Below are 26,238 nucleotides of genomic sequence, written 5' to 3' on the forward strand. Positions count from 1 at the left end.
GCCGCGTTCGCCGGCGTCAGGCACGCTCGGAACGGGACTCCTCGGGAGTCCAGGCCTGCGGCTGGCCGGGGTGGCCGGGAAACAGGAAGTCGATGAAGGCCGCCGCCGTGGGCTGGGGCTCGTGGTTGGCCAGCCCCGGACGCTCGTTGGCCTCGATGAAGGCGTAGTCGGCGCCCGTGACGTCGGGCACCAACAGGTCGATGCCGGTGACCGGGATGCCGATCGCTTCGGCCGCCGTCACCGCGACGCGGCACAGTTCGCTGTTCACGTGCGCGGTGACGTCGTGGATGGTGCCGCCCTGGTGCAGGTTGGCGGTGCGGCGAACCCGCAGCCGGGTCCCCTGTGGCAGCACGCCGTCCAGCGTCCAGCCGGCTTCGGCGATCGTCGACTCGGTCAGGTCGTCGAGCGGGATGCGGGACTCGCCGCCGGTGGCCGCCGAGCGCCGCCGGCTCTCCGCGGCGATCAGATCCCGCACGCTGTGCTCACCCGTGCCGATGACCTCCGGGGGTAACCGCAGCGCGGCGGCAACGACGCGGCCGTCGATCACCACCAGCCGAAGGTCGTCGCCGGCCACCCGCTGCTCGATCAGCACATCCGGGTATTGCTGGCGGGCCCGCGCCAGCGCCGAGCTGAGGTCGTCGGGCCCGTTGTCCGGCACGACGCCGACGGTGATGCCTTTGCCCTGCTCGCCGCGGGTCGGTTTGACGACGACCTCGCCGACCTCCTTGAGGAAGGCGAAATCGCTCTCGTCGAACGTGGCCAAACGCGCGCGCGGCACGGTGATGCCCGCCTCGGAGACCAGGCGCCGCGTCAGCCGCTTGTCGTCGCAGCGGCACATCGCCACCGCGGAGGTGTACTCGGACAACGACTCGCGGGTGATGACGCTGCGGCCGCCGTGACTCAGCCGCATCTCGCCGGTCTCGGCGTCGAGCACCTCGACCCAGATCCCGCGACGCAGCGCCTCGTCGGCGATGATCCGGGCGTAGGGGTTGAGGTCGTCGATGGTCTCGGGAGGCGGAGTGAACAGCGGCTCGTTGATCGCGTTCTTGCGCTTGATCGCCAGCACAGGGACGCGACGGAACCCCAGCTTCTCGTAGAGGCCGATGGCGGCGGCGTTGTCGTGCGCCACCGATAGATCCATGTAGGCCCGCCCCGCGCTGCGGAAGTGCTCGGCGAGCGCCTTGGTGAGGGCACCGCCGACGCCGGGCAGTCCGGCGGCCGGATCCACCGCCAGGGTCCACAGGCTCGACCCCTCTTCCGGGTCGTTGAACAGCAACGCGTGGTCGACACCGGTGACGGTGCCGACCACGGCGCCGTCTTCGTCGCGCACCGCGAGCAGATACTTCACCGCCGGCACGTGCTGGTGGTCGTGCCAAATCACGTCGAGCCCGGCCGGGACCATGCCGCAGCGCACGTAGACGCGGTTCATCGCGTCGGCATCGATCGGGTCGTTGAGCGTGCGCACCGTCATGCCCAGCGGCGCGGGCGCGAGGCTTTTCGTTTTCGGCGTGAAACGCAGCCGGTAGGTGTGGCTGGGGTCGATGAACAGCTCGGTGGGTGCCTCGGCGACCACTACGTGCGACTCGCGGGCGTAGATGCAGATGTCGCGGCGGCCGGGCCCCTCGCGGCGCAGCGCCTCGACCAGGTCCTGGGAGTTGGCGAAGGTCTGCCCGAAAATCAGTCGGCCCCAACCCAATTCGAGCTCAACGTCCTTGGCCATCGCATCCACGAGCTCGGGTGGCGAGGCGTCGTGCAACCCGAGCGTGATCGCCTCGGTGTGGTCGCCGGACGGATCGACCATGGTCATGCGACCGGGCCCGTGACACCGTGGCGCTGCAGCCAGAGCTCGAGCAGGGCGATCTGCCAGAGCTCGTTGCCGCGCAGCGGGGTCAGTTTGCCGTTGGGGTTGGCCAGCAACGCGTCGACCGCGTCGGTGTTGAACAGGCCGCGTTCCTTGGCGGTCGGCGCGTAGAGGGCGTCGCGGACCATGTCCAGGTACGGGCCTTCGAGGTGGGTCAGCGCGGGAACCGGGAAATAGCCCTTGGGGCGGTCGATGACCTCCGACGGAATGACCCGTCGCGCAGCCTGTTTCAGGACGCCCTTGCCTTCGTGGGCGATCTTGTATTTTGGCGGGCAGGTCGCGGCCAGCTCGACCAGCTCGTGGTCGAGGAACGGCACCCGGCCCTCCAGCCCCCACGCCATCGTCATGTTGTCGACGCGCTTCACCGGGTCGTCGATCAGCATCACGGTCGTGTCGAGGCGCAGCGCCCGGTCGATGCCGGTCTCGGCGCCGGCCTGCGCGAAGTGCTCGGTGACGAAGCGCAGGCTGGGGTCGTCCGGCACGACGATGCCCGACCCGACGAGCGTCCGCACCCCGGCCGCATCCCGGTCGAAGAACGCGCCGCGGTACTGGGCGACGGCACCGTCCAGGGTGGCCGCCGTGGCGTCACCCATCGGCGGATACCAGTGGTAGCCGGCGAACACCTCGTCGGCGCCCTGGCCGGACTGCACGACCTTGACGCGCCGCGCCACCTCCTGGCTGAGCAGGTAGAAGGCGACGCAGTCGTGGCTGACCATCGGCTCGCTCATCGCGCCGATGGCCCCGTCGAGCGCGGGCAGCATCCGCTCGGTCTCGATGCGGATCTGATGGTGGTCGGTCTCGAAACGCTTGGCCACGATGTCGGAGTACTGGAACTCGTCGCCCTTGACGCCCCCCGCTGACTCGAAGCCGATGGAGAAGGTCGACAGCCCGTGCTGGCCGGCCTCGGCGAGCAGGCCCACGATCAGGCTGGAGTCCACGCCCCCCGACAGCAGGCAACCGACCGGCACGTCGGCGACCAGGCGCCGCTTCACCGCCAGCCGCAGCGTGGACAGCACGGCGTCTTCCCAGTCGCGCTCCGACCAGTCGGCGCGGTCTGAGTGCCGGGTGAAATCGGGCGCCCAGTAGCTGGTGACGGTGCGCCTGCCGTCCGGTTCGATGGCGACCAGCGAGGCTGGCGGCACCTTGCGGACTCCGCGCAGGATGGTTTGCGGCGCCGGAACCACGGAATGGAAGCTCATGTAGTGGTGCAGGGCGACCGGGTCGATACGAGTATCCACACCGCCGCCGGCCAGTAGGGCGGGCAGCGTGGACGCGAACCGGATCCGATGGGTGTCCTCGGTCACGTACAGCGGCTTGATGCCGAGCCGGTCGCGTCCGAGCAGCACCCGCCCGCTGTCGCGTTCGACGATGGCGAAGGCGAACATGCCGAACAGGTGGCTGACGAAGTCGTCGCCCCACTGGTGATAGGCCTTGATCAGCACCTCGGTGTCGCTGTGCGAGAAGAAGCGGTAGCCGTACCCGCTGAGTTCCTGCCGCAACTCCTTGTAGTTGTAGATGCAGCCGTTCCACGCCAGGGACAGACCCAGCTCCGAGTCGACCATCGGCTGCGCGCCGGCTTCGGTCAGGTCGATGATTTTGAGCCGACGGTGGCCGAGCGCAACCCGGCCCTGCGACCAGGCGCCGCCGGCGTCCGGGCCCCGTGGCGCCAGCACCGTGGCCATCGCCGACACCGCCGCGACGTCAGGCGGCCGCCCGTCGAGTCGTACCTCCCCGGTGACTCCGCACACGCCCTCGACCCTACCGTCGCCCGACCCGCGGCGCCCAACGGCCGCTGTCCACATGCCGCGGGCCGCCGTTTGCCGGCCACGTATCGCCGGCGGTCTCGGCTCGCCTCACCTGCCGGCTGAACCCACAGTGGCGACGGCCGTCGGGCGAATGTCTGCCCGCCGCAGGCGGGGGGCACGCAATCGGCCGTCGTGCAACAGCTTTCGACAGCTTTTCGATGGACCTTTGATGCCCTGTGCCGGCCCGAAGTCAGCGGCCGTCGCCGAGACGAGACGCGCCCTTCCCCGAAGGCGCCATGGTCGCGCCTCCATGCGTGATGCCGTTCGGTGCGATCACGTTATCTCTGTGCGCGACAAAGCTTTTGGACGCGCAGACGAGGTCGCGAGGCCGCCGGCGCGTCGTCGGTGCCGGCCGCCGGCTCCGCCGGTCGGCGCGCACCGCACGACGGGAACTCTGCCCGCACCCGATGCGCCCCGCGCGCGGTGTCGCCCACCACCGCCCGAGGCCGGCAGACACCGGCAGGCGACCGCGCGGCCCCACTGCCCGAATCGGCATGCGACGCGAGCGCCCCTTTGCCCGCCACGGCGTGCCACCTCGTCGGACTCTTGCAGCAGGAATGCGCATTCGACGCACAGCCACAGCGGGCGCCTGCCGTCCAGCCCATCCCACAGCGCCACCGAGCTGTTACGTGCACGGCATGACGCGCAGCGATGGAACACTCGCCGGATCGCCCACCGCACCAGCCGCACATTCGCCCGCACCGCGCGCACGAAAAGGGAAACCGCCACCATCCAGATCCCCAGCAGCAGGAGACTTACGACCGCGCGGTCGACGACGTCGCTTCCGACCCCTGCCATCAACACCGAATCGCCCACGGCCAGCGAATCCTTTGCCCTCATCGCCCGCTGCGGAGCATTTGCACCGCTGAACGAGACCAACGGCGATCAATGTTAGTTCGCTGCAAGGCCCAGGGCCGGTATTTCCCGGGCGTGTCGGTGGGCCCTGGCATTCGACCGACACCGATGTTGGTGGGGCGGAAGCCCATTCACCCGCATTCGGGCGTGCGGCCGGCATTTGACGCCCACCCAACCGGCGCCGATACACCCACGGCGGCAACGACTTACAACCGGACCGATCGATCGTCGGCGATTCGGCGGCCCGGGCAGCACCGACTGCCCGTACGGCCCAACGGGATAGCCCGGAGCGGACCGCCGCCGATCGGCCCGCCGTGCGTCCTCAACAGCTGTTGTGACGGCCCTATCGCGGCTCCGATCGATCGGTAACGCACGAGTGGCGAAAAGATCAAACCGTCCCGCCGGGCCGCCAGACGACGTACCATCCCGACGCGAGCTGGAAAATTTCCGCACTTGTCGAGAGGTGTACGTTGCAGGCGAATTATTTGAAGCCACTGCCGATAGTGATCGTCCCCCATCTGCGGAAATGTCTCAACCGGGTGGACGAGTCGCGGCGACTGGGAGTGGATGTCAAACCCTGCGAAGGACCGGCCCGCCGGTGGGCGCCGCAGCTCTCGCGCGGCCCCGCGAGTGCAGGGCCGGGCGCCGAAGAGGTGTGGCCCATCGGGGTGGACAGCGCGGACCAGGCGGACGAGATGGTGGGTGATCGGACATGACCAGTCTTGAGAAGGGGGCCTCGTCGGCCGGAGACATGCAGGCAGGTGGATCGAAAACCGCGCCCGAGAGCTTTGCGATCGTCGGCTACGCGGCCCGTTTTCCCGGCGCCGACGATGCGGACGCGTTCTGGGATGTGCTGCGGGAAGGGCGCGAAACCATATCGGAGGTGCCCACGGACCGATGGGATCTCGGGGGCTTCTACGACCCGGACCCCGATGTGCCCGGAAAGATGGTGACGCGCCGGGCCGGCTTCGTCGATGACGTAACGGGTTTCGACGCTTCCTTTTTCGGGGTGGCGGCGCGGGAGGCCAGCTGGATCGACCCGCAGCACCGGCTGTTGCTGGAGACGGCGTGGCAGGCGGTCGAGCATTCCGGGACCGCGCCGACCGCTTTGGCGAACACCAGGACCGGTGTGTTCGTGGGTCTGGCCACGCATGACTACCTGGGCATGATCTCCGACGAGGTCAACTACGCCGATCTCGAGGCCTATCTGGCGATCGGGACGTCATCCGCCGCGGGGGCGGGGCGGATCAGTTACCGGCTGGGGTTGCAGGGTCCCGCGGTCACCGTGGACACGGCATGCAGTTCTTCGCTGGTGGCGATCCATCAGGCGTGCCAGGCGCTGCGCTACGGCGAGTGCGACGTCGCGCTGGCCGGCGGCGTGAACGTCCTGATCAGCCCGGCGACCATGATCACCTTCTCCAAGTCGCGGATGCTGGCCCCGGACGGCCGATGCAAGACGTTCGACGAGTCCGCGGACGGTTACGTCCGCGGTGAGGGCTGCGGCGTCGTCGTCGTCAAACGCCTCGCGGACGCGATCCGCGACAGCGACCGGATCCGGGCCGTGATCCGCGGCAGCGCGGTCAACCAGGACGGCGCATCTGGCGGCTTGACGGTGCCGAATGGCATTGCGCAGCAACGTGTTATCAACGAGGCCCTGGAGCGCGCCGGCATCGTGGCCGCCGACGTCGGCTACCTGGAGGCGCACGGCACCGGGACATCGCTGGGCGATCCGATCGAGGTGCAGGCCGCCGCGGCCGCACTCGGCGGCGGGCGCGACGCCGGTCACCCGCTGCTGATCGGGTCGGTCAAGACGAACATCGGGCACCTGGAAGCGGCCGCGGGCATCGCCGGCCTGATCAAGGTCATCTTGTCGCTCGAGCACGAGGTTTTGCCCCAGCACCTGCACTTCCGCAACCCGTCGTCGCACATCCCGTGGGACAGGCTTCCGGTGCGGGTCGTGGACGACGCCGTGCCCTGGCCGCGCGACGGTCGACCCCGTATCGCCGGGATCAGCTCGTTCGGGTTCTCCGGGACAAACGCCCACGTCATCGTCCAGGAAGCGCCCGAGGTCTCCCAGGCGCCGGCCCAGGTCGAGCCGTCGCAGGACGGACTGTTCAGCGTGCTGCCGCTCTCGGCGCGCACGCCCGCCGCCTTGGCGCAGATGGCCGACGAGTACCGCGGCTGGCTTGCCGCCCACCCGGACGCGAGCCTGGCGGAGGTGTGCTGCACCGCCGGGACCGGCCGGGCGCACTTCGAGCACCGGGCCGCGCTGGTGGTGAACTCGACGGAATCCGCGCGTGAACTGCTGGGCGCGCTGGCCGACGGTCGCCCGGCGCCGGGCCTGGTGCGCGCGGAAAGCGCCGACACGCCGAAGACGGCGTGGCTGTTCCCCGGTCAGGGTAGCCAGTTCCCCGGCATGGCCCGGGAGTTGTTCGACACGCAGCCCGTGTTCGCCGAAACCCTGAAGCGGTGCGCGGCGGCGATCGACGGCGTGCTCGAGAAACCGTTGCTGGACGTCATTTTCGATGCGGACGGCCCGGACGGCCAAGAAACCCTGCGGCAGACCGCCTACGCCCAGCCCGCCTTGTTCGCCGTCGAGATGGGCCTGGCCCGGCTCTGGCAGTCGTGGGGCCTGGAACCCGATGTGGTGCTGGGCCACAGCGTCGGGCAGTATTCGGCGGCCTGCGTCGCCGGTGTGTTCAGCCTCGAGGACGGGGCGTTGCTGCTGGCGGAGCGCGGCCGCCTCTTCGGCAGCCTGCCCGCCGGCGGCCGGATGGTCGCGGCGTTCGCGGCCGCCGAGCGGGTGGAAAGCCTCACCGACGAATTCCCGAGTCTGTCGGTGGCCGCCTACAACGGCGCCAACACGGTGCTGTCCGGGCCCGCGCAGGATCTGGAACGGGCGGCGGCCCAGCTGTCCGCCGACGGTGTCCGGATCGAATGGCTGGACACCAGCCACGCGTTCCACTCGTCGCTGTTGGATCCGATCCTCGACGAGTTCGAGTCGTACGCGAACCGGTTCGAATTCGGCTCGCCGGAACGGACCTTGGTGTGCAACCGTACCGGGGCGGCCGTCGGCAGAAACGCGAAACTGGACGGCTCGTATTGGCGCCGTCACGCGCGCCAGCCGGTGGAATTCGCCAAAAGCGTTGCGACGCTGGCGGAGCTGGGCTGCACCATGCTGCTCGAGGTCGGCCCGCAGCCGGTGCTCACCGCCGCCGCCATGCGGGCATGGCCGGACCCGGCGGCCGCGCCACGGGCGATCGCGTCCTTGCGCCGCAACGCCGCCGACGACCGCCAGATCATGGAGGCCGTCGCCAACGTCTACACCGGCGGTCATCTGCCCGACTTCGGCGCCCTATTGGCCGGGGCGACCCGCAAGGTCGACCTGCCGACCTATCCCTTCCAGCACCGCGAGTACTGGTTCCGCGAAAAGCGCGTCCAGCCCACCCCGACCTCCGCGCAAAACGACGCCACGCGCACCGAGGCCGTGCGGCTCCTGGAAGACGGCCGCATCGAGGAACTCGCCGGGCTGCTCGACGGCGCAGGCCGCAGTCCGCAGGCCATTGAGATACTCAAACAGCTTGCCGCACAACACAATCAGCAGCGTAAAGCTCAGTCGATCACGGATGCCCGCTACGAGATCCGCTGGGAGAAATCCACCACGACGGTCTCGGCCGCGGATGCCTGCGAGCAGTACACCTGGCTCCTGATCGGCGACGATCCCGAGGTGCTTCAGCCGTTGGTCGACGAGCTGACCGCGCGCGGCCAGCGTCACCAGATCCTGGGGTTGCCGGTCTCCGACACCGACGAGGAGCTCCTCGAGCAGAGCCTGCGCGCGGTGGCGGCGGAAGAATCGAAGCTGCGCATCGTGGCGCTGGCGGCGTTGGCGCCGGACGCGTCGTCTCCGACGCAATCGCTGGAGCGGATGCAGCACCGCGTCCTGGGCGGAGCACGGCGGCTGTGGCGCGCCGCCGTCGCCGGTGAGCTGCCCCGCACGCCCATCTGGCTGGTCACCCGCGGGGCCCAGCGGGTCAGCAGCGCGGACACCGTTTCACCGGCGCAGTCCTGCCTGTGGGGGTTCGGTCGCGCCGCCTCGCTCGAGCATCCCCAACTGTGGGGTGGACTGGCCGACCTGCCCGGCAGCGGCGCCGACGAGTGGTCTCGCCTGATCGACCACGTGATGGCGGCGGCCCCGGGCGAAGACCAGGTCGCGCTGCGCGACCAGGCGGTCTACGTCCCCCGCCTGACCAGGCGTGCCGGCCAGCCGCCCGCGACGCCGGTGGCACTTCGCGGCGACGCGACTTATCTGGTTACCGGCGGGCTGGGTGCGATCGGACTGGAGATCGCGGAATACCTTGCCGCACACGGCGCGCGGCAGCTCGTGCTGACCAGCCGCCGCTCCCCCGGCGACACCGCACAACAACGCATCGCCGCGATCCGCGAACAGTCGGGCTGCGACGTCCGGGTGATCACGGCCGATGTCGCCGACGCCGACGACGTCGCGCGCATCTTGGCCACCGTGCGCACCGAGCTGCCGCCGCTGGCGGGCATCGTGCACGCCGCGGGCGAGGTCGGCACCACGCCGCTGCGCTCCCTGGACGACGCCGAAGTAGACCGGGTGTTCGCCGGAAAGGTTTGGGGCGCTTGGCATTTGAGTGAAGCGACCACGGACGCCGAGCTGGACTTCTTCCTCAGCACCTCCTCGATCGCCGCGGTGTGGGGCAGCGGCGGCCAGACGGCGTACGGCGCGGCCAACGCATTCCTCGACGGGTTGGCCTGGCGCCAGCGCGCGCAGGGTGTCCGCGGGATCAGCGTGAACTTCGGTCCGTGGTCTGCGGGCATGGCCGACCAGGACGCCCGCGCGCAGCTGGATCGGCGCGGCGTCCGGACCCTGGCACCCGCCGAAGCGCTTGCCGGGATGGCCGAGCTCATGGTGGCCGGGGCGACCAACGGAACCGTGGCCCGGATCGACTGGTCCCGCTTCCTGCCGGTCTACCAGCAGGCGGGCAAGCGGTCGTTCCTCGCGTCGCTGGAGCGTGAGGTGCCGGACTCGGCGCCAGCGGCCGCGTCGTCCGGAACCACGCAGCTGGTCGAACAGATCACGGTCGCGCCGGTGCAGCAGCGCAAGAAGATCGTCGTCGAGTATCTGCGCGACGCCGTCGCGGAGGTGACCCGCACCGATGCGGCGCAGATCCGCGAGTCGACCGGGTTCTTCGACCTCGGCATGGATTCCCTGATGGCCGTCGAATTGCGGCGCCGGCTCGAGCAGGGGGTGGGCACATCGCTGCCTGCGACACTCGCCATGGACTACCCCCGCATCACCGACGTGGCGGACTACCTGCTCGGCGACGTCCTCGGCATCACCGAACAGGCGCCGGCGCAGCCGGAGGTGGCGACGGCGATCCGCTCGGACGAGCCGATCGCGATCGTCTCGATGGCCTGCCGCTTCCCGGGCGCATCCGACCCCGACGCCTTCTGGGACGTGCTCTCCGACGGCGTCGATGCGATCCGAGAGATCCCGGACGACCGTTTCGACGTCGACGAGTATTACGATCCGGATCCCGAGGCGCCGGGCAAGATCTACAGCCGCTGCGGCGGATACCTCGACGGGATCGACGGGTTCGATCCGGAGTTCTTCGGCATCTCCCCGCGCGAGGCCGTGTGGATGGATCCGCAGCAGCGGTTGATCGTCGAACTCGCCTGGGAGTCCCTGGAACGTGCCGGGTATTCGCCCGCGGCGCTGCGGGGCAGCCGAAGCGGCGTGTTCGTCGGCGTGGGCGCCAACGAGTACTCGCATCTGCTGTCCGGCGACTCGGTCCAGAGCCTCGAGGCCTACTTCATCACCGGCAACGCGCTGAACGTCATCGCGGGCCGGGTCGCGTTCGCGCTCGGGCTGGAAGGCCCGGCGATGGCGGTGGACACCGCGTGCAGTTCGTCGCTGGTGGCCGTCCATCAGGCGTGCCAGGCGCTGCATTCCGGTGACTGCGATCTGGCGCTGGCCGGCGGGGTCAACGTGTTGCTGAGCCCGGCGTCGCTGGTGGCCGCGTCGCGCGCCAGGATGTTGTCGCCCGACGGCCGATGCAAGACTTTCGATGCCGCCGCCGACGGCTACGTGCGCAGCGAAGGCTGCGGGGTACTGGTGCTCAAACGACTGAGTGACGCTTTGCGCGACGGGGACCGGGTTCGAGCGGTCATCCGGGGCACCGGGGTCAACCAGGACGGCGCTTCCAGTGGCTTGACGGTACCCAATGGTGGTGCGCAGCAACGGGTTATCTCCGCGGCGCTGGCGCGTGCCGGTCTGGCCGGCCGCGACGTCGACTACCTCGAGGCGCACGGGACGGGCACCTCGCTGGGTGACCCGATCGAGGTCCAGGCCGCCGCGGCGGTCTACGGCGCCGACCGCGACCCGAACAGCCCGCTGCTGGTCGGCTCGGTCAAAACCAACATCGGCCACCTCGAGTCGGCCGCGGGGGTCGCCGGTGTGATCAAGGTGGTGTTGTCCCTGCAGAACGAGGTGCTGCCACAACACCTGCACTTCGAGAATCCCTCGCCACACATCCCGTGGGACTCGCTGCCTGTGCGGGTCGTGGACACGCCCACGCCCTGGCAGGCCAACGGGAGGCCGCGTCGCGCCGGAGTCAGCGCTTTCGGGTTCTCCGGCACCAACGCGCACGTGGTGATCGAGGAGGCCCCGCCGCAACCCACGGTCCAGACACCGGAGCCGGTCGCCGGACCCGGACCGGTCAGCGTGCTGCCCCTGTCCGGCCGGTCGCCTGAGGCGCTGGCGGCGCTGGCACGGCGCTACGGATCCTGGCTGGAGGCGCACCCGGAGGTCGACTTCGCCGACGTGTGTTTCACCGCCGGCGCCGGGCGCTCGCATTTCGAACACCGGGCCGCGCTCGTCGCGGATTCGGTGCAGGGCGCCCGCGAGCTGCTGGCCGGATTGGCCGAGAACCGGCTGGGACCGGGCGCGGTGAGCGGCGTTTGCGGTGACCCGCCGAAGACGGCCTGGCTGTTCACCGGTCAGGGCAGCCAGTACCCGGGGATGGCGCGCGAATTGTTCGACGCCGAGCCGGTGTTCGCCGAGACCGTGACACGATGCGCGGAAGCCGTCGACGGGATGTTGAAGCGTCCGCTGCTCGAGGTGATGTTCGACACCGACACCGACGACGGAAAGACGTTGCGGCACACCTCGTTTGCTCAGCCCGCGCTCTTCGCCGTCGAGATGGGCCTGGCCCGGCTGTGGCAGTCGTGGGGCATCGAGCCCGACGTGGTACTCGGGCACAGCGTGGGCCAGTACGCGGCCGCCTGCGTGGCCGGGGTGTTCAGCCTCGAGGACGGGGCGCGGCTGCTGGCCGAGCGCGGCCGGCTGTTCGGCGAGCTGCCGGACGGCGGACGCATGGTGGCCGTGTTCGCCGACGCCGAGCACGTCGAAGACGTCGCCGACGAATTCCAACGGGTTTCGGTCGCCGCCTACAACGGCCCCAACACGGTGCTGTCGGGTCCCGGCGAGGACCTGGAGCAGATCGTCACGAAGTGCAGCAACGACGGGATCCGCTGCACGTGGCTGGACACCAGCCACGCCTTCCACTCCGAGCTGCTAGAGCCCGCGCTCGACGAATTCGAGGCGTACGCAAGGCGACTCGAGTTCGCCGTCCCGACGCTGCCGCTGATCTGCAACCGCACCGGTGCGGTCCTCACGGCCACGACGGCGCTCGACGCGCAGTATTGGCGGCGCCATTCCCGGCAGCCGGTGCAGTTCGCCGAGAGCGTCCGCACCGTGGAGCAACTGGGGTGCACGGTGTTGATGGAGATCGGCCCCCAGCCGGTCCTGACCGCCGCCGCGGCGCAGGCCTGGCCGGAGTACTCGGCCACGCCGCGTGCGATCGCATCGGTGCGCAAGGGTGTCGATGCACGGATTCAGATCAGCGAGGCCCTGGCCGCCGCATACGTCGCCGGGCATCGGCCCGAATTCGCTGCGCTGCATCATCAACCACGTCGCAGGCTCGAGTTGCCCACCTATCCGTTCCAGCACCGCCGCTACTGGCCTAAGGTCTCCGGCGTCCGCGCCGGCGGCGCAGGCGCCGCCGCGTCCGGAATCCTGGGTTTCGCGCAGGATCTCCCCTCCGGCGACGTCTTCTACACCAGCCGGCTGTCCGTCAAGTCTCAGCCGTGGCTGTCCGATCACGTCATCTACGGCACCGTGGTGGTTCCGGGTGCGACGTACGCGGCGATGGCGCTGGCCGCGGTGCCAACTCCGGCTCAGGTGCGCGACGTCTACTTCTACGAGCCGATCATCCTGGGAGACAAGAACTCCCGTGAGGTCCAGCTCACCCTGCACCCGGCCGAGGAAGGCAGCTGGACCTTCAAGGTGCACAGCCGCCCCTACGGCGACCGCGAGGCCGAGTGGTCGTTGAACGCCGAGGGCGCCCTGAGCGCGGGGGTCACCGACGGCGAGGAAGAAGCGGCGCCCCTGGCGGCGGAGTCCATCGACGCCGCAACCGAGCGGTTGACTCGCAGGCGCCCGCAGCAGCTGTTCGACAGCTTCTCCGACAACGAGCTGTCCTGGGGCCCCACCTGGTCCACCTCGCTGAAATCGCTGTGGGTCGGTGGCGAGGAGGCGATAGGCGATATCACCGTCGGCGCCGAGCTCGGCGAACACCTCGGCAGCGAGCCCATCCACCCGGTGCTGCTGGACCTGTGCACCGGAATCGCCGGCGGAGTTCTCGCGGAGGCGCAGGCCGACGAAAGTGGTGAATCGGCCACCGTCGAGGGTGACCTGTTCTTGCCGTTGCGGTATGGGCGAGTGGTGGTGCGCGACCGGATGCCCCGGCGGTTCTACTGCCGGGCGAAGTGGCAGAGCGGCGGCCTCGACAGCGAAACGCAGGTCTTCGATCTCGACTTCGTGGATCGGGACGGCAACGAGCTGGGCGGAATCCACGAGTTCACGGTGAAACGCGCTCCGCGGGAGGCGTTGCTGCGGGGACTCGGCGGGGACGCCACCCGGCTGCTGTACACCCTCGGCTGGCACGAGGTGTCGCCGCCGGAGTCCAACGGCGAAGCCGGGGCGGTCGCAAAAGCGAACGGCGCCTGGCTGATTGCCGGGTTCGACGAATTGGCTGCCCGCCTGCCGGGTTCCATCTCGTTCGACCGCACCGCCGATTCCGAGCCGTGGAAGCAGCTCATCGCCCAGGCCCAGGAGGATGGCGCGCCGCTGGCCGGCATCGTCTGGCGCAGCACCGAACAACCGGGCGCCGAGGAGTCGAGCGCGGAATTCGCGGCCCGGCTCGAGACCGAGATCGGCAGCCTGCTCAGTGCGGTGCACACCCGGATGGAGAACGAGGCGCTGAAGCTGCCCGGCGGAATGTGGATCCTCACGGAGCGGGCCGTCGCCACCGAATCCAGCGAATCGGTCGATCCGGTGCAGGCCGCGCTGTGGGGGCTGGGACGCAACATCATCGCCGAGGAGCCGTCCCTGCGCTGCAGGCTCGTCGACTGCGACGGATCCGACGAGGCCGTGGACTCGTTGGTCGGCCTGCTCGGAGCGTCTGATACGTCACTGCAGGAGCCGGAACTCGCACTGCGGCAAGGGAAGTACCTGGTGTCCCGGTTGCTGCCGTGGTCACGCAGCGGCAACCTCGCGATACCGCGCGGGACCGATTACGTCCTGGCGCCGACCGAACGCGGCGCGATCGACAACCTGCATGTCGCCAAGACCGAAGTGCTACCGCCGGATGAGGGCTACGTGCAGATCCGGGTGGAGGCCGCGGGCCTGAACTTCCGCGATGTGCTCAACGTGCTCGGCCTCTACCCGGGCGATCCGGGGCTGATCGGCGGCGACGTGTCCGGCATCGTCACCGAGATCGGCGCCGGCGTCACCGGATTGGAAGTCGGCCAGCGCGTCTACGGCATCGTGCAGGGAGCGTTCGCCAGCCGGGTCAACGTGCCGGCCCAGTTCTTGGCGCCGGTGCCGAGCGGGCTCAGCGCGGTGGACGCGGCGAGCATGCCCGCCGCGGCACTCACGGCCCGGCTCGCGTTCGACTGGGCGAAGCTGCGCCCCGGCGACCGGGTGCTGGTCCACGCCGCCAGCGGCGGCGTCGGACTGGCCGCGATCCAGCTGGCGCGCCAGCACGGCGCGATCGTCTTCGCCACCGCGAGCACTTACAAGCGGGCGACGTTGCGCAAGATGGGCGTGGAGTACGTCTACGACTCGCGCACTACGGATTTCGCGGACCAGATCCTCGCCGATACCGGGGGTGAAGGCGTGGATGTGGTGCTCAACAGTCTGACCAACGAGGGCTTCATCGCCGCGACGGTACGGGCGACGGCGCAGAACGGCCGCTTCGCCGAGATCGCCAAGCGCGACATCTGGACCCCGGATCAGATGGCGGCGGCCCGTCCCGACATCGACTACGAGATCGTTGCGCTGGACGGCACCATGGAGCGCGAGCCCGAGCACATCCGCGGCCTGCTGGCCGAGGTGTCGGACGGCCTGGCCAGCGGCGAATGGACGCCGCTGCCCGTCGAGATCTACCCGCTGACGGAGGCGAAGACCGCGTTCCGCCGCATGCAGCAGGCGCGCCATATCGGCAAGATCGTGCTGCAGTTGCCCAACCCGCTACAGGCGCGCGGTGATCGGAGCTACCTGATCACCGGTGGCCTCGGCGCACTCGGCCTGCACACCGCGGCCCATCTGGCCCAGCTCGGGGCCGGGGACATCGTGCTGACCAGTCGGCGGACGCCCGACGCCGACGCGCAGCAGGCGATCGCGAACATCACGGAGCGCTACCGCTGCCGGATCCACACGTTCGCGACCGACGTGGGCGATGAGTCCGAAGTCAAGGGTCTACTGGAGCGGATCCGGGCCGAGCTGCCCCCGCTGGCGGGGGTGGCGCACCTGGCGGGCGTGCTCGACGACGCGCTGCTACCCCAACAGAGCCCGGACCGCTTCCGGACGACGTTGGCGCCCAAGGCCTTCGGCGCCTACCACCTGCACCGGTTGACGAAGGACGACGATCTCGACTTCTTCATCCTGTACTCCTCGCTGTCCAGCATGCTGGGCTCACCAGGGCAGGCCAACTACGCGACCGCCAATGCGTTGCTCGACGGGCTCGCCGCGGAACGCAGGGCGCAAGGCCTGCCTGCGACGAGCGTCAACTGGGGTCCCTGGGCGAACGGCGGCATGGCCGCTTCGCAGGCCGCCCGCGCGAATCTCACTGCGCTGGGCCTGATTCCGCTGGAACCGACGATGGCGCTCAACGCGCTCAGCGAGATGATCGCCCACGGGACCGGGCAGGCGACGGTCATCAAAGCCAATTGGCAACGTGCCGCGAAGGTTTTGGGCGCTTCCCGCCCGCCCATTCTCGACCACGTGCTGCCCAGCGCGGTCGTGACCACGGCCGTGGACAGCGAGCTGCTCCGGCAGCTGCGCGAGGTACCCGTGTCGCAGCGTGGCAGTTTCCTCACCGAACACCTGCAGCACGAGCTGCAAGGGTTCCTGAGGCTCGCCCAACTTCCGGCCGCGACCAGCCGGTTCCTCGAGTTGGGGATGGACTCGCTGATGGCCGTCGAGCTCCGCAACCGGTTGCTGGGGCAGTTCGGCAGCGCGTTCACCATCACCACCACCGCGGTGTTCGACTATCCGACGATCGGGGCGCTGGCCGAATACCTGGCCGGTCAGGTGCCGGATTCGGCCGACGCCGAGCCCGTGGCCGCGGCCGCACCGAGCCGATGATCAGGGGAAAGCGCAGCTCACGCCGTGTCAACTCGTTGGCTGACACGGCGGGCGGGCCATGTTGGAACGTAACTCGTCTTTCCGAGGGTGTAGCGATGACGGCCAAGGTAACCTGACGCCTGTGCTTGACTTCTCCATTCCGGCGGTGCTTTCTGAGCGCGCCCGCATGCAGCCCGATGACACTGCATTCACATTCGTTGACTACGAACATGACTGGGACGGCGTCACCGAAAGCCTGACCTGGTCACAGCTGTATCGACGGGCGGTCAACCTGGCACGCGAGCTCAGGCGGTGCGGGTCGCCCGGGGATCGCGCCGTGATAGTGGCGCCGCAGGGACTCGACTACGTCGTCGCGTTTCTCGGCGCGCTGCAGGCCGGACTGATCGCGGTTCCGCTGTCGGTTCCACTGGGCGGCGCCCTCGACGACCGTGTCAGTTCGGTGATGGGTGACACGTCGCCGACCATCGTTCTCACGACGTCGGCCGTCGCGGACAACATCGCCAAGTACATCGAGTCCAAGCCCGACCAGATCGCCCCGTCGGTCGTCGAAGTCGACCTGCTGCAACTGGACTCGAGCGACGAACCCGCCACCCGGGTCGACGGTTCGGCGGACGGTTCAACCGAGATCGCGTACCTGCAATACACTTCCGGCTCGACCCGGATGCCCGCAGGCGCCATGGTCTCACACAGAAACATCATGGCCAATTTCGAGCAGATCAAGAGGGACTTCTTCGGGGGCAGCGAAGGCACCGACCCGTCGCAGACCACGGTGGTGTCGTGGCTGCCGTTCTATCACGACATGGGTTTGTACCTGGGAATCATCTTTCCGGTGCTGGCGGGGTCTCGCGCCGTGGTCACCAGTCCGGTGTCGTTCCTGCAGCGCCCGGCACGGTGGTTGCATCTGTTGTCCGGCAACCCGCGCGCACTGTCGGCGGCACCGAACTTCGCTTTCGAATTGACGGCGCGGAAAACGTCCGACGACGACATGGCCGGCCACGATCTGCGGCACGTGGTGTGCCTTCTCAACGGCAGCGAACGCGTGCAGCCCGCGAGCCTGGAGCGCTTCACCGACCGGTTCGCCGGGTTCGGCCTGCAGGACAAGATGTTACGGCCCTCCTATGGGATGGCCGAAGCGACGGTCTACATCCTGACCCGCGAAACGGGCCAACCACCGGAGATCGTTCATTTCGAGGCCGAGAAACTGACCGAAGGCCACGCCGAGCGGTGCGAAATCGGCAGCGGCACACCGTTGGTCAGCTACGGCGTGGCGAAGTCGCCTTTGGTGCGCATCGTCGATCCCGACACCATGATCGAGTGCCCGCCGGGCACGACCGGTGAGATCTGGGTGCACGGCGAGAACGTGGCCGTCGGCTATTGGCGCAAGCGCGAGAACACCGAAAATACATTCGGCGCAACGCTTGTCGGTGCATCGGCCGGCACACCCGAAGGCCCTTGGTTGCGAACCGGGGATTTGGGTTTCGTGTTCGACGACGAACTGTTCATCATCGGGCGCATCAAGGACCTGCTGATCGTCTACGGGCGCAACCATTCGCCCGACGACATCGAGGCGACGATCCAGACCATCGCGCCGGGGCGGTGCGCGGCGATCTCGGTTCTCGATGAGGGCACCGAGAAGCTCGTCGCCATCATCGAGCAGAAGACCCGCGCGATGCACAAGCTCGGTCACGTCAAACGTGAAGTCACCTCGGCGATATCCAACTCACACGGGCTCAGCGTCGCCGAGGTGGTTCTGGTGCCGCCCGGTTCGATTCCCCTCACCACCAGCGGCAAGGTTCGGCGGGCGGCCTGCGTCGAGCAGTACCGGCACAATCGATTCGATCGCCTGGACGTGTAGCGGGCGGGCGCGCCGAGATCGGCCGGCTTCCCGGACCCGCGGCGGGTCACTGTTTCTGCCAGGTCTGGCAGCTGTGCGTCAGGAATGCCTTGTCCCCCGGCTGGATCGTCACCACCTGCGAACCCGTGCCGATGTCGCTGGTGATGATGTCGGTTGCCTTGAGACTCCTCAATCTCGCCCAATAGCAATCGGATTCACCGTCCGGGCTGGTGCCGCCGGAGCGGTACGTGCCCGCCTCGATGTCGATGCCCACCCGATACATTCCGTCGGTTTCGATGATCACTTTGGGCACGAAGGGGGGCGGCGGCAGCGTCACCGTGACGACCTTCGTCACGTCGCGGGTGACGGTCACCGTCGGCGCTGCCTGGGGTGTCCCGCCGCCGCAGCCGGCGAGAAGTATTGCCACCGGGGCGATCGCAGCGTTCCTGAACTGCATTGAAGGAGGGTAGCAGGATGACCTCGCGTTTTTTGCGGGTTCAACCGCCGGCGGCCCGCTTCTATCGCGCGCGCATTCCCGCTGCGGCGCAGCTCATTCGGGTACGGCGATCTCGTCGCGGTCGACACCGGCGTGCGTCGTCGACGCCAACCGCGAAACCGGGCGCAGCAGACGCCTGAGCTGGTCGCCATACATGTGCGCCGAGGCGGCGGACAGCATCTCGTCGTGCGTGCAGTCGACCGCGTAGGTGCCGACCTCGCCCGAGGCGTAGGGCGCCCACCAACGGGCCAGCAGCGCACCGCGATCGCCTCGGTCCCGCACCGCGGCGAAGACGGAAATGTCACCCTCGAACAGCCGCGGTTCGTGGACACGATAGCGCTCGATGTTGTCGTGCAGGTTGGCCATCAGCAGATCGAACAGCCGTTGGCGCCCAGGGGTATCGGCGGCTCCGGATTCGGCCAGCAGCTTCGCCAGTTGCTCATCGATGGGCGGCGCGGTGTGCGCGCGGGCGTCGATGCCGGGCTGCGCATCGAGAAGGATCAGGCGCCCGACCACGCCTCCGCGCCGCTGCAGCTCGATGGCGACCTCGTGAGCGATCACCCCGCCGAACGACCAGCCCAGGAGGTGGTAGGGGCCGGCGGGATAGGCCGCTCGGATCCGGGCCGCGTAGTCCTGCGCCAACTCGCTGACCGAGCGCGGCTCGGCATTCGGCTCCCGCCCGGTTTGCTGAATCCCGAAGATCGGGCAGTCCAGCTGGTGGCCGAGCGCCTGATACGGCCAACTCACCCCGCCGGCCGGATGGATGCAGAAGAGCGGGGCGCCGCGACCGCGCCGCAAAATCTGGACGGGCACCACGTCGTCGGCGTCGGCCGACGCGGTCGGCAGCCGCTGACTCAGTTCTCGGACGGTCGGCGCGTCGAACAGGTCGCGTACTGCCAGTTCGGCGGCCAGTTCCGCGTTGATCGCGGAGATCAGGCGCATCGCGGAGATGCTGTCACCGCCCAGGTCGAAGAACGAGTCCTCGACCCCGACCCGCTCGACGCCCAGCACCCGGGCGAAGATCCCCGCCACGCTCTCCTCGGTGGCGGTGGATGGGGCGCGGTAACCGCCGCCGACGTATTCCGCCGCGGGCAGGGCGCGGATGTCGAGTTTGCCGTTGGAGGTCAGCGGCAGCGCGTCGAGCCCGACCACCGCCGCCGGAACCATGTAGACCGGCAGCCGCTCGGCCAGCGCGGTGCGCGCCGCGCCCGGGTCCGCGGTGCCGGTGATGTAACCCACCAGGCGCTTGTCTCCCGGCCGGTCCTCGCGCGCGACCACCACCGCCTGGTCGACGTCGTCCACAGCGGCCAGCGCGGCCCGGACCTCGCCGAGTTCGATGCGGTAGCCGCGGATCTTGACCTGGTCGTCGGCCCGGCCCCGGTAGCGCAGCTGGCCGTCGGGGCCCCAGCACACCAGGTCGCCGGTGCGATACATGCGCGATCCCGCGCCGCCGAACGGGCACGCCATGAAGCGCGACGCCGTCAGCCCGGCCCGGCCGACATAGCCGGCGGCGACGCCGTCGCCGGCCACATACAGCTCGCCGACCACGCCGGCGGGCACCGGCCGCAACCAGCCGTCGAGCACGAACAGCGCCGCGCCGTCCACCGGCGAGCCGATCGGCGGCGGCCCGGAACCCGCCGGCCCCGCCGTTAATGGCGCACTGATCGCCACACACATGGTGGTTTCGGTCGGGCCGTAGGCGTTGACCATTACCCGCCCCGGCGCCCACCGCTGGACCACCTGGGGCGGGCAGGCCTCACCGGCCATCACCAGCGACACCGCCTCCAGCCCCTCCGGCGAGAGCATCGCCACCGCCGACGGGGTCTGGGTCAACACGCTGACCTCTTGGTCGACCAGCAGGGCGTGGAAGTCCTGCGGGGAGCGGGCCACCGACTCGGGCACCAGGACCAGCCGTCCGCCGCGCAGCAGCGCGCCGAAGATCTCCCACACCGAGACGTCGAAGGAGTACGAGTGGCTTTGCGTCCACACGCCCGCCCGCGGCAGGCCGGCGTCCAGGGACTCCAGCAGCTGCGTCACGTTGCGATGAGTAACCGCAACGCCTTTGGGGACACCGGTGGTGCCCGAGGTGTAGATGACGTAGGCGATGCCGTGGGCCGCGGGGGCGGGCAGCCGTGTGCTCGGCTGCGTCTCGATCCGGGCGTCCTCGATGTCGACGATGGTCACCTCGCGCCCGGCGAGCCGCGACCGCAGACCCGCGGTGGTGATCGCGGCGATCGGCGCGGCATCCTCGAGCACGAATCGGATCCGGGCGCCCGGCGCGGCCGGGTCGATCGGCAGGTAGGCCGCCCCGGTCTTGAGCACCGCCAGGATCGCCACGATCGCCTGCGCAGAACGGGAAAACAGCAGCGCCACAGTCTGTCCCGGGCCCGCGCCCTGCACCGCCAGCAGATGGGCGAGCCGGTTGGCGGCCTCGTCGACTTCGCGGTAGGTCATCGACGGACCGCTCCAGCTGATCGCGACCGCGTCCGGGCGCTCGGACACCTGCGCGTCGAACAGCGCCGGAATCGACGGCAGCGCGGGCAGTCGCCGGGCCAGCACCGCCCGGTTACCGATCTCGCCCAGCCGGTCGCACTCGGACGCGTCGAGCAGGTCCACCGCCGAGAGCGGCCGGTCCGGATCCGCGGCCATCGCGACCAGCATCCGCTTCAGCCGCTCACTCAGTGCGTCGATCGTGTGCCCGTCGAAGACGGCGCTGTCGTACTCAACCCGCAATCCGAGCTCCCGGCCGGACAGGGCGGCCTGCATGGTCAGCGGATAGTGGTTGCGCTCAAAGAGATCGACGTCGGTGATGGCCAGTTCGTGGTCCACGTCCAGCGCCGAGGTGTCCAGCGGGTAGTTCTCGTAGGCGAACAGGGTGTCGAAGAGCGTGTCGTGACCGGTCATCCGGTGGATTTCGCTCAGCGCCAGGTGCTGGTGCTCGAGGGTGTCGGCGTGGCCGCGTTGCAGCAGGCCCAGCAGCTCGGTGGTGGTCATCGCCGCGGCCATCCGCGCGCGCACCGGGACGGTGTTGATCATCAGACCCACCATCGACTCGGCGCCGGCCACGTCGGCCGGGCGACCGGAGACGGTGGTGCCGAATGCGACGTCATGCTGCCCGGTCAGCCAGGCCAGCAGCTGCGCCCACCCGGCCTGCAGCACGGTGCTGACCGTGGTGTGCGCGGCGCGGGCCAGCTCGCCGAGCGCCTCGGTGATCTCGGCGGACAGCGCGAACGATCGGACGCCTCGGGCGCCCGGCTCCCGCTGTTGGGCCGGCCCGACCAGCGTCGGGGTGTCGAAGCCGGCCAGCAGCTCGCCCCACGCCGAGCGGGCCGCGTCGAGGTCGCGGTCGGCCAGCCAGGTCACGAACCTCCGGTAGGGCGCGGCGGTGGGCAGCCGCTGCCCGGTGTAGCAGGCGAACGTCTCGCTCAGCAGGATCGGCACCGACCAGCCGTCGAGCACGATGTGATGGATGGTGAGCACCAGCCGGTGCCGGTCCGAACCCGTGCGCACCAGCGCCGCCCGCACGGGCGGCCGGTCGCCCAGGTGGCAGACCGCGGCGCGCTCGTCGGCGCACAGCGCCCGAAGGCGGTCCCCGGGTTCGGTGCCGTTGGCCTCGAGCTCCAGCGTGCGCCACCCGATCGCCGGATGCGCCGGGATGACCTGGACCGGCTCCCCGAACTGGTCGCAGAACCGGGCTACCAGGTGCGGGTGGCGGCCGACCACGGTGTGCATCGCCTCGCGCAGCCGGTTGGCATCCAGCGGGCCGGTCAGGGTCAGGTCCAGCTGCACGACGTAGAGGTGGTCCTGCGGTTGGCCGCCGCCGGCGCCGGCGGTGTCGGCGTGGAAGAGCAGGCCCTGTTGCAGCGGGGTCAATGGCAGCACGTCGGCGACCGGCTGGTGGCGCTCCAGCTGGTCGATCTGCTGCTGGACCAAGCGGGCCGGAAGGATGTCCGACGGGGTCAATCCACCGCCACCGCGACGCACGTGTGCGCAGATGCCGGCCAGCGCCTCGAACCACAGCCGGCTCAACCTGCGGACCTGCTCGCGGTCCAGCGCCGAGGGCGCCCACGTCCAGCCGGCGTGCAGGCGCGGGCCGTCCGCTGTGTCCATTGTGGCGGCGTTGAGGCCCACGGTGTGCATCAGCGGCATGGGCACCGCCGTGCTGACGGCGGTGGCCGACGAGCCGTCCGGGCTGATCCGCCACAGCTGGTCGGAGAGCTCGGCCGCCGCGCCTCCCAACCGGCCCAGATAGTTGAACCCGATCGTCGGGTCGGCGCCGTCCAGGTCGACCTCGGTGTTCAGGTAGCGCAGCAGCCCATAGGTCAACGGGTCCGGCAGTGCGCGCAGTTGTTCCTTGGCGTCCTTGATCAAGGCGCCCAGGATCGGTGCGCCCGCAACGACGTGCACCCAGGACAGCCCGCCGACGTTCAGCGCCACCGGGTATTTGGTGGTGAACCAGCCCACCGTGCGGGACAGGTCCACCCCGGCGGCCAATTCCTCGTGGCGGCCGTGGCCTTCGACGTCGATGCCGATCGGCCCGCCGACGACGCCCAGGAATTCGGCCCACGCCAGGGCGAACCCGACCAGCAAGATGTCGTTGACCCCGGCGTGGAAGGCCGCCGGCACCTCACCGAGCAGCATGCGGGTGGTCTCGGTGTCCAGCGTCGCCGACAACGTCTCGGCGGTCCGGTAGGTGTCCACCCCCGGGCGGACCGGCGGGAGCGTGGGCCGGATGGCCGCGACCCGCCGCCAGGCGTCGGCCTGCTCGACGACCGCCGGTGCGTGCGCGTGCCCGGCCAGCAACGCGGCCCACCGGGCGAACGACGTCCCGCCCGCGGGCAGGGCCACCGGCTGCCCGTGGTGATGCTGGCCCCAGGCGATGTTGAGGTCCTCCAGCAGCACCCGCCAGGACACGCCGTCGACGGCCAGGTGGTGGATGATCAACACCAGCTGGCCGGTGGAGGCCACCCACAGCCCGCTGAGCATGACCCCGGCGGCCGGGTCGAGTCGCGACCGCGCCTCGAGGACCGCGGCGTCGGACAGCACGTCCACCGAATGCACCCGTTGGGCGGCGTCCACCGCCCCGGGCGCGGGCACCTGAAGCGACCACTCGCCCTCGGCCGCGGTGTCGTCGACGCTCAGCCGCAGCATGGCGTGGTGGTCCAGCACGGCCTGCAGCACAGTGACCACGTCGGCCTCGGTGACCCCGGCCGGGGCCTGGACCACCATCGTCTGGTTGAACTGACCGACCGGGCCCTCCACGCTGTGCAGCCAGCGAATGATCGGTGTGGCGGAGACTTCGCCGACGCCGTCGTCGACTACGCCGTTGCCGCCGTCGGCCACCTCGGCCACCCGGGCCAGCCGGGCCACGGTCTGCTCGGTGAAGACGTCACGGGTCCGCAGCGCCAGGCCCGCGGCCCGGGCCCGGGTCACCACCTGCATCGACGAGATGCTGTCGCCGCCCAGGTCGAAGAAGGAGTCGTCGGCGCCGACCCGCTCGACGCCCAGGATCTGGGCGTAGATGCCGGCCAGCGTTTGTTCGGCCGGGGTTTCCGGCGCGCGGTAACGGTCGACGTCGACGTATTCGGGCGCCGGCAGGGCGCGTACGTCGAGCTTGCCGTTGGCGGTCAACGGCAGCGCCTCGACCGCCACGATCGCCGGGACCATGTAGGCGGGGAGGCGCTCGGCCAGCCGGGCGCGGATCTCTGCCGGGTCCACTCCCCCGGTGGCGTAGCCGACCAGGCGTTTGTCCCCGGGCCGATCTTCGCGGGCGACGACCACGCCCTGGTCTACGCCGTCGAGCGCGTTCAGGGCCGAGCGCACCTCGCCGAGCTCGATGCGGTAGCCGCGGATCTTGACCTGTTCGTCGGCGCGGCCGAGGTACCGCAGTTGTCCGTCGGCGTCCCAGCGCACCAGGTCGCCGGTCCGGTACATGCGCGTGCCTGGCGCTCCGAACGGGCAGGCGGCGAACCGCGACGCGGTCAGCCCGGCGCGGCGCCAGTAGCCGATCGCCACCCCGCGGCCGGCCACGTACAGCTCGCCGACCACGCCGTGCGGCACCGGTCGCAGGGATTCGTCGAGTACGAACGACGCCGCCCCGGGCACCGGGGCACCGATCGGCACCACATCCGCCCCTCCGGCCTGCAGCGGCGCGCTGACGGCGGCGTACACCGTCGCCTCGGTGGGCCCGTAGGCGTTGATCATCGTCCGTCCCGGCGCCCAGCGGTCCACCAGCTCGGCCGGGCAGGCCTCACCGGCCACCACCAGCGTGACCGCCTCCAGGCCCTCGGATGACAGCACGTCGGCGGCCGACGGGGTCTGGCTGAGCACGCTGACCTCCTCGGCGACCAGCAGCGCGTGGAAGTCCTCCGGCGAGCGCACCACCGAGTCGGGCACCACCACCAGCCGGCCGCCGTGCAGCAGCGCGCCGAAGATCTCCCACACGGAGACGTCGAAGGCCAGCGAATGCCACTGCGACCACACCCCCGCGCGCGGCAGCCCGGACTCCCCGGACGCCAGCAGCTGGGCGACGTTGCGATGAGTGACCGCAACGCCTTTGGGGACACCGGTGGTGCCCGAGGTGTAGATCAGGTAGGCGATGTCGTCGCCGCTCAGCGCGGGCAGCGCGGCGGCGTTCCCGGCGGCGACGGGGGAATCGTCGACGTCGATGACCGCCACGTCGTGCCCGTCGAGCCGGTCGGCGAGACCGGCGGCGCTGATCGCTGCCGTCGGCGCGCCGTCGGCCAGCATGAAGCCGATGCGCTCCGCGGGCAGGTTCGGATCGATCGGCAGGTACGCGGCGCCGGACTTGAGCACCGCGAGGATCGCCACGATCGCCTCGGCCGAACGGGGCAACAGCAGCGCCACCCGCTCGCCGCGGCGCACGCCGAGGCCGGCCAGCCGGTGGGCCAGCCCGTCGGCGGCCCGGTCGAGTTCGCGATAGGTCCACGAGCGGCCGTCGCAACGCAGCGCCATCGCGTCGGGCGTGCGCGCGACCTGCCCGGCGAACAATTCCGGAAGCGACGCGGACGTCGTCGCGGGCGCGGTCAGCACCTCGCGGTTTGCCAGGGCGTCAAGGCGGGCGTGCTCCCGCCGGTCGAGCAGATCCACCGTCGACAATGCGCGGGTGGGGTCGGCGGTCATCGCCGCCAGCACCCGCTGCAACCGGTCGATCAGGGCCTCGATGGTGGCCGCGTCGAACACGTCGGTGCGGAACTCCACCCGCCCGCCGATGCCGCCGGCCTCGCCGTCCGCCCCGAAGCGCTCGGCCAGCGAGAACACCAGGTCCATGCGGGCGACCTGGGTGTCCAGCGGTATCGACGTCACCCGCACGTCACCCAGGGCCGGCCCGTCGCCGGTGTCGCCGTCGTGTCCGGCGAAGTTCTGCCAGGCCAGCATCACCTGCACCAGCGGGTGATGGGTCAGGCTGCGCGCCGGGTTGACCTTTTCCACCAGCACCTCGAACGGCACATCCTGATGTTCGAAGGCCTCCAGGCTGCGCGCGCGCACCCGTCCCAACAGCTCGGCGAAGCTGGGGTCGCCAGCCACATCGACCCGCAGCACCAGGGTGTTGACGAAGAACCCCACCAGGTCGTCGAGCGCGGGGTCGCGCCGGCCCGCGATCGGGAAGCCCACCGCCACATCGGAACTCGC

Annotated in this window: 6 protein-coding genes; 2 read left to right on the forward strand and 4 right to left on the reverse strand. The window is 70.0% G+C overall.

Annotation, left to right across the window (positions count from 1 at the left end):
- Positions 1–16: 16 nt before the first annotated feature.
- Both ngg and OQ789_RS21190 read right to left on the reverse strand, forming a co-directional pair.
- Complete coding sequence (gene ngg, locus OQ789_RS21185; RefSeq protein ID WP_324688114.1) at positions 17–1,807, reverse strand: N-acetylglutaminylglutamine synthetase; 1,791 nt, start codon at positions 1,805–1,807, stop codon at positions 17–19.
- The gene (locus OQ789_RS21190) at positions 1,804–3,609 is read right to left on the reverse strand and encodes an N-acetylglutaminylglutamine amidotransferase (RefSeq protein ID WP_324688115.1); all 1,806 of its coding nucleotides are present in this window, start codon (positions 3,607–3,609) and stop codon (positions 1,804–1,806) included. Before OQ789_RS21190 ends, ngg begins: the two co-directional genes overlap by 4 nt.
- A gap of 1,663 nt (positions 3,610–5,272) precedes the next feature.
- Here OQ789_RS21190 and OQ789_RS21195 point away from each other — a divergent pair.
- Both OQ789_RS21195 and OQ789_RS21200 read left to right on the forward strand, forming a co-directional pair.
- A complete protein-coding gene (locus tag OQ789_RS21195) occupies positions 5,273–16,255 on the forward strand; it encodes a type I polyketide synthase (RefSeq protein WP_324688126.1) in 10,983 nt (3,660 codons plus the stop codon).
- Positions 16,256–16,376: 121 nt separating this feature from the next.
- On the forward strand, positions 16,377–18,110 hold the full coding sequence (locus OQ789_RS21200) for an AMP-binding protein (protein WP_324688116.1): 1,734 nt from the start codon (positions 16,377–16,379) through the stop codon (positions 18,108–18,110).
- Positions 18,111–18,156: 46 nt separating this feature from the next.
- Here OQ789_RS21200 and OQ789_RS21205 read toward each other — a convergent pair whose 3' ends face one another.
- Positions 18,157–18,546: a hypothetical protein gene (locus tag OQ789_RS21205; protein ID WP_324688117.1), complete on the reverse strand. Its 390-nt coding sequence runs from the start codon at positions 18,544–18,546 to the stop codon at positions 18,157–18,159.
- A 93-nt stretch (positions 18,547–18,639) separates the two neighbouring features.
- The coding region (locus OQ789_RS21210) for a non-ribosomal peptide synthetase (RefSeq protein ID WP_324688119.1) at positions 18,640–26,238 on the reverse strand (7,599 nt) is incomplete at its 5' end.

Origin of the sequence: Mycobacterium sp. 94-17, assembly GCF_035617725.1 — a bacterium.
In the GTDB taxonomy this organism is placed as follows: Bacteria; Actinomycetota; Actinomycetes; order Mycobacteriales; family Mycobacteriaceae; genus Mycobacterium.

Coding starts and splice junctions, on each gene's coding strand:
- ngg (WP_324688114.1), bottom strand. CDS start 1,807: ATGACCATGGTCGATCCGTCCGGCGACCACACCGAGGCGATCACGCTC.
- OQ789_RS21195 (WP_324688126.1), top strand. CDS start 5,273: ATGCAGGCAGGTGGATCGAAAACCGCGCCCGAGAGCTTTGCGATCGTC.
- OQ789_RS21205 (WP_324688117.1), bottom strand. CDS start 18,546: ATGCAGTTCAGGAACGCTGCGATCGCCCCGGTGGCAATACTTCTCGCC.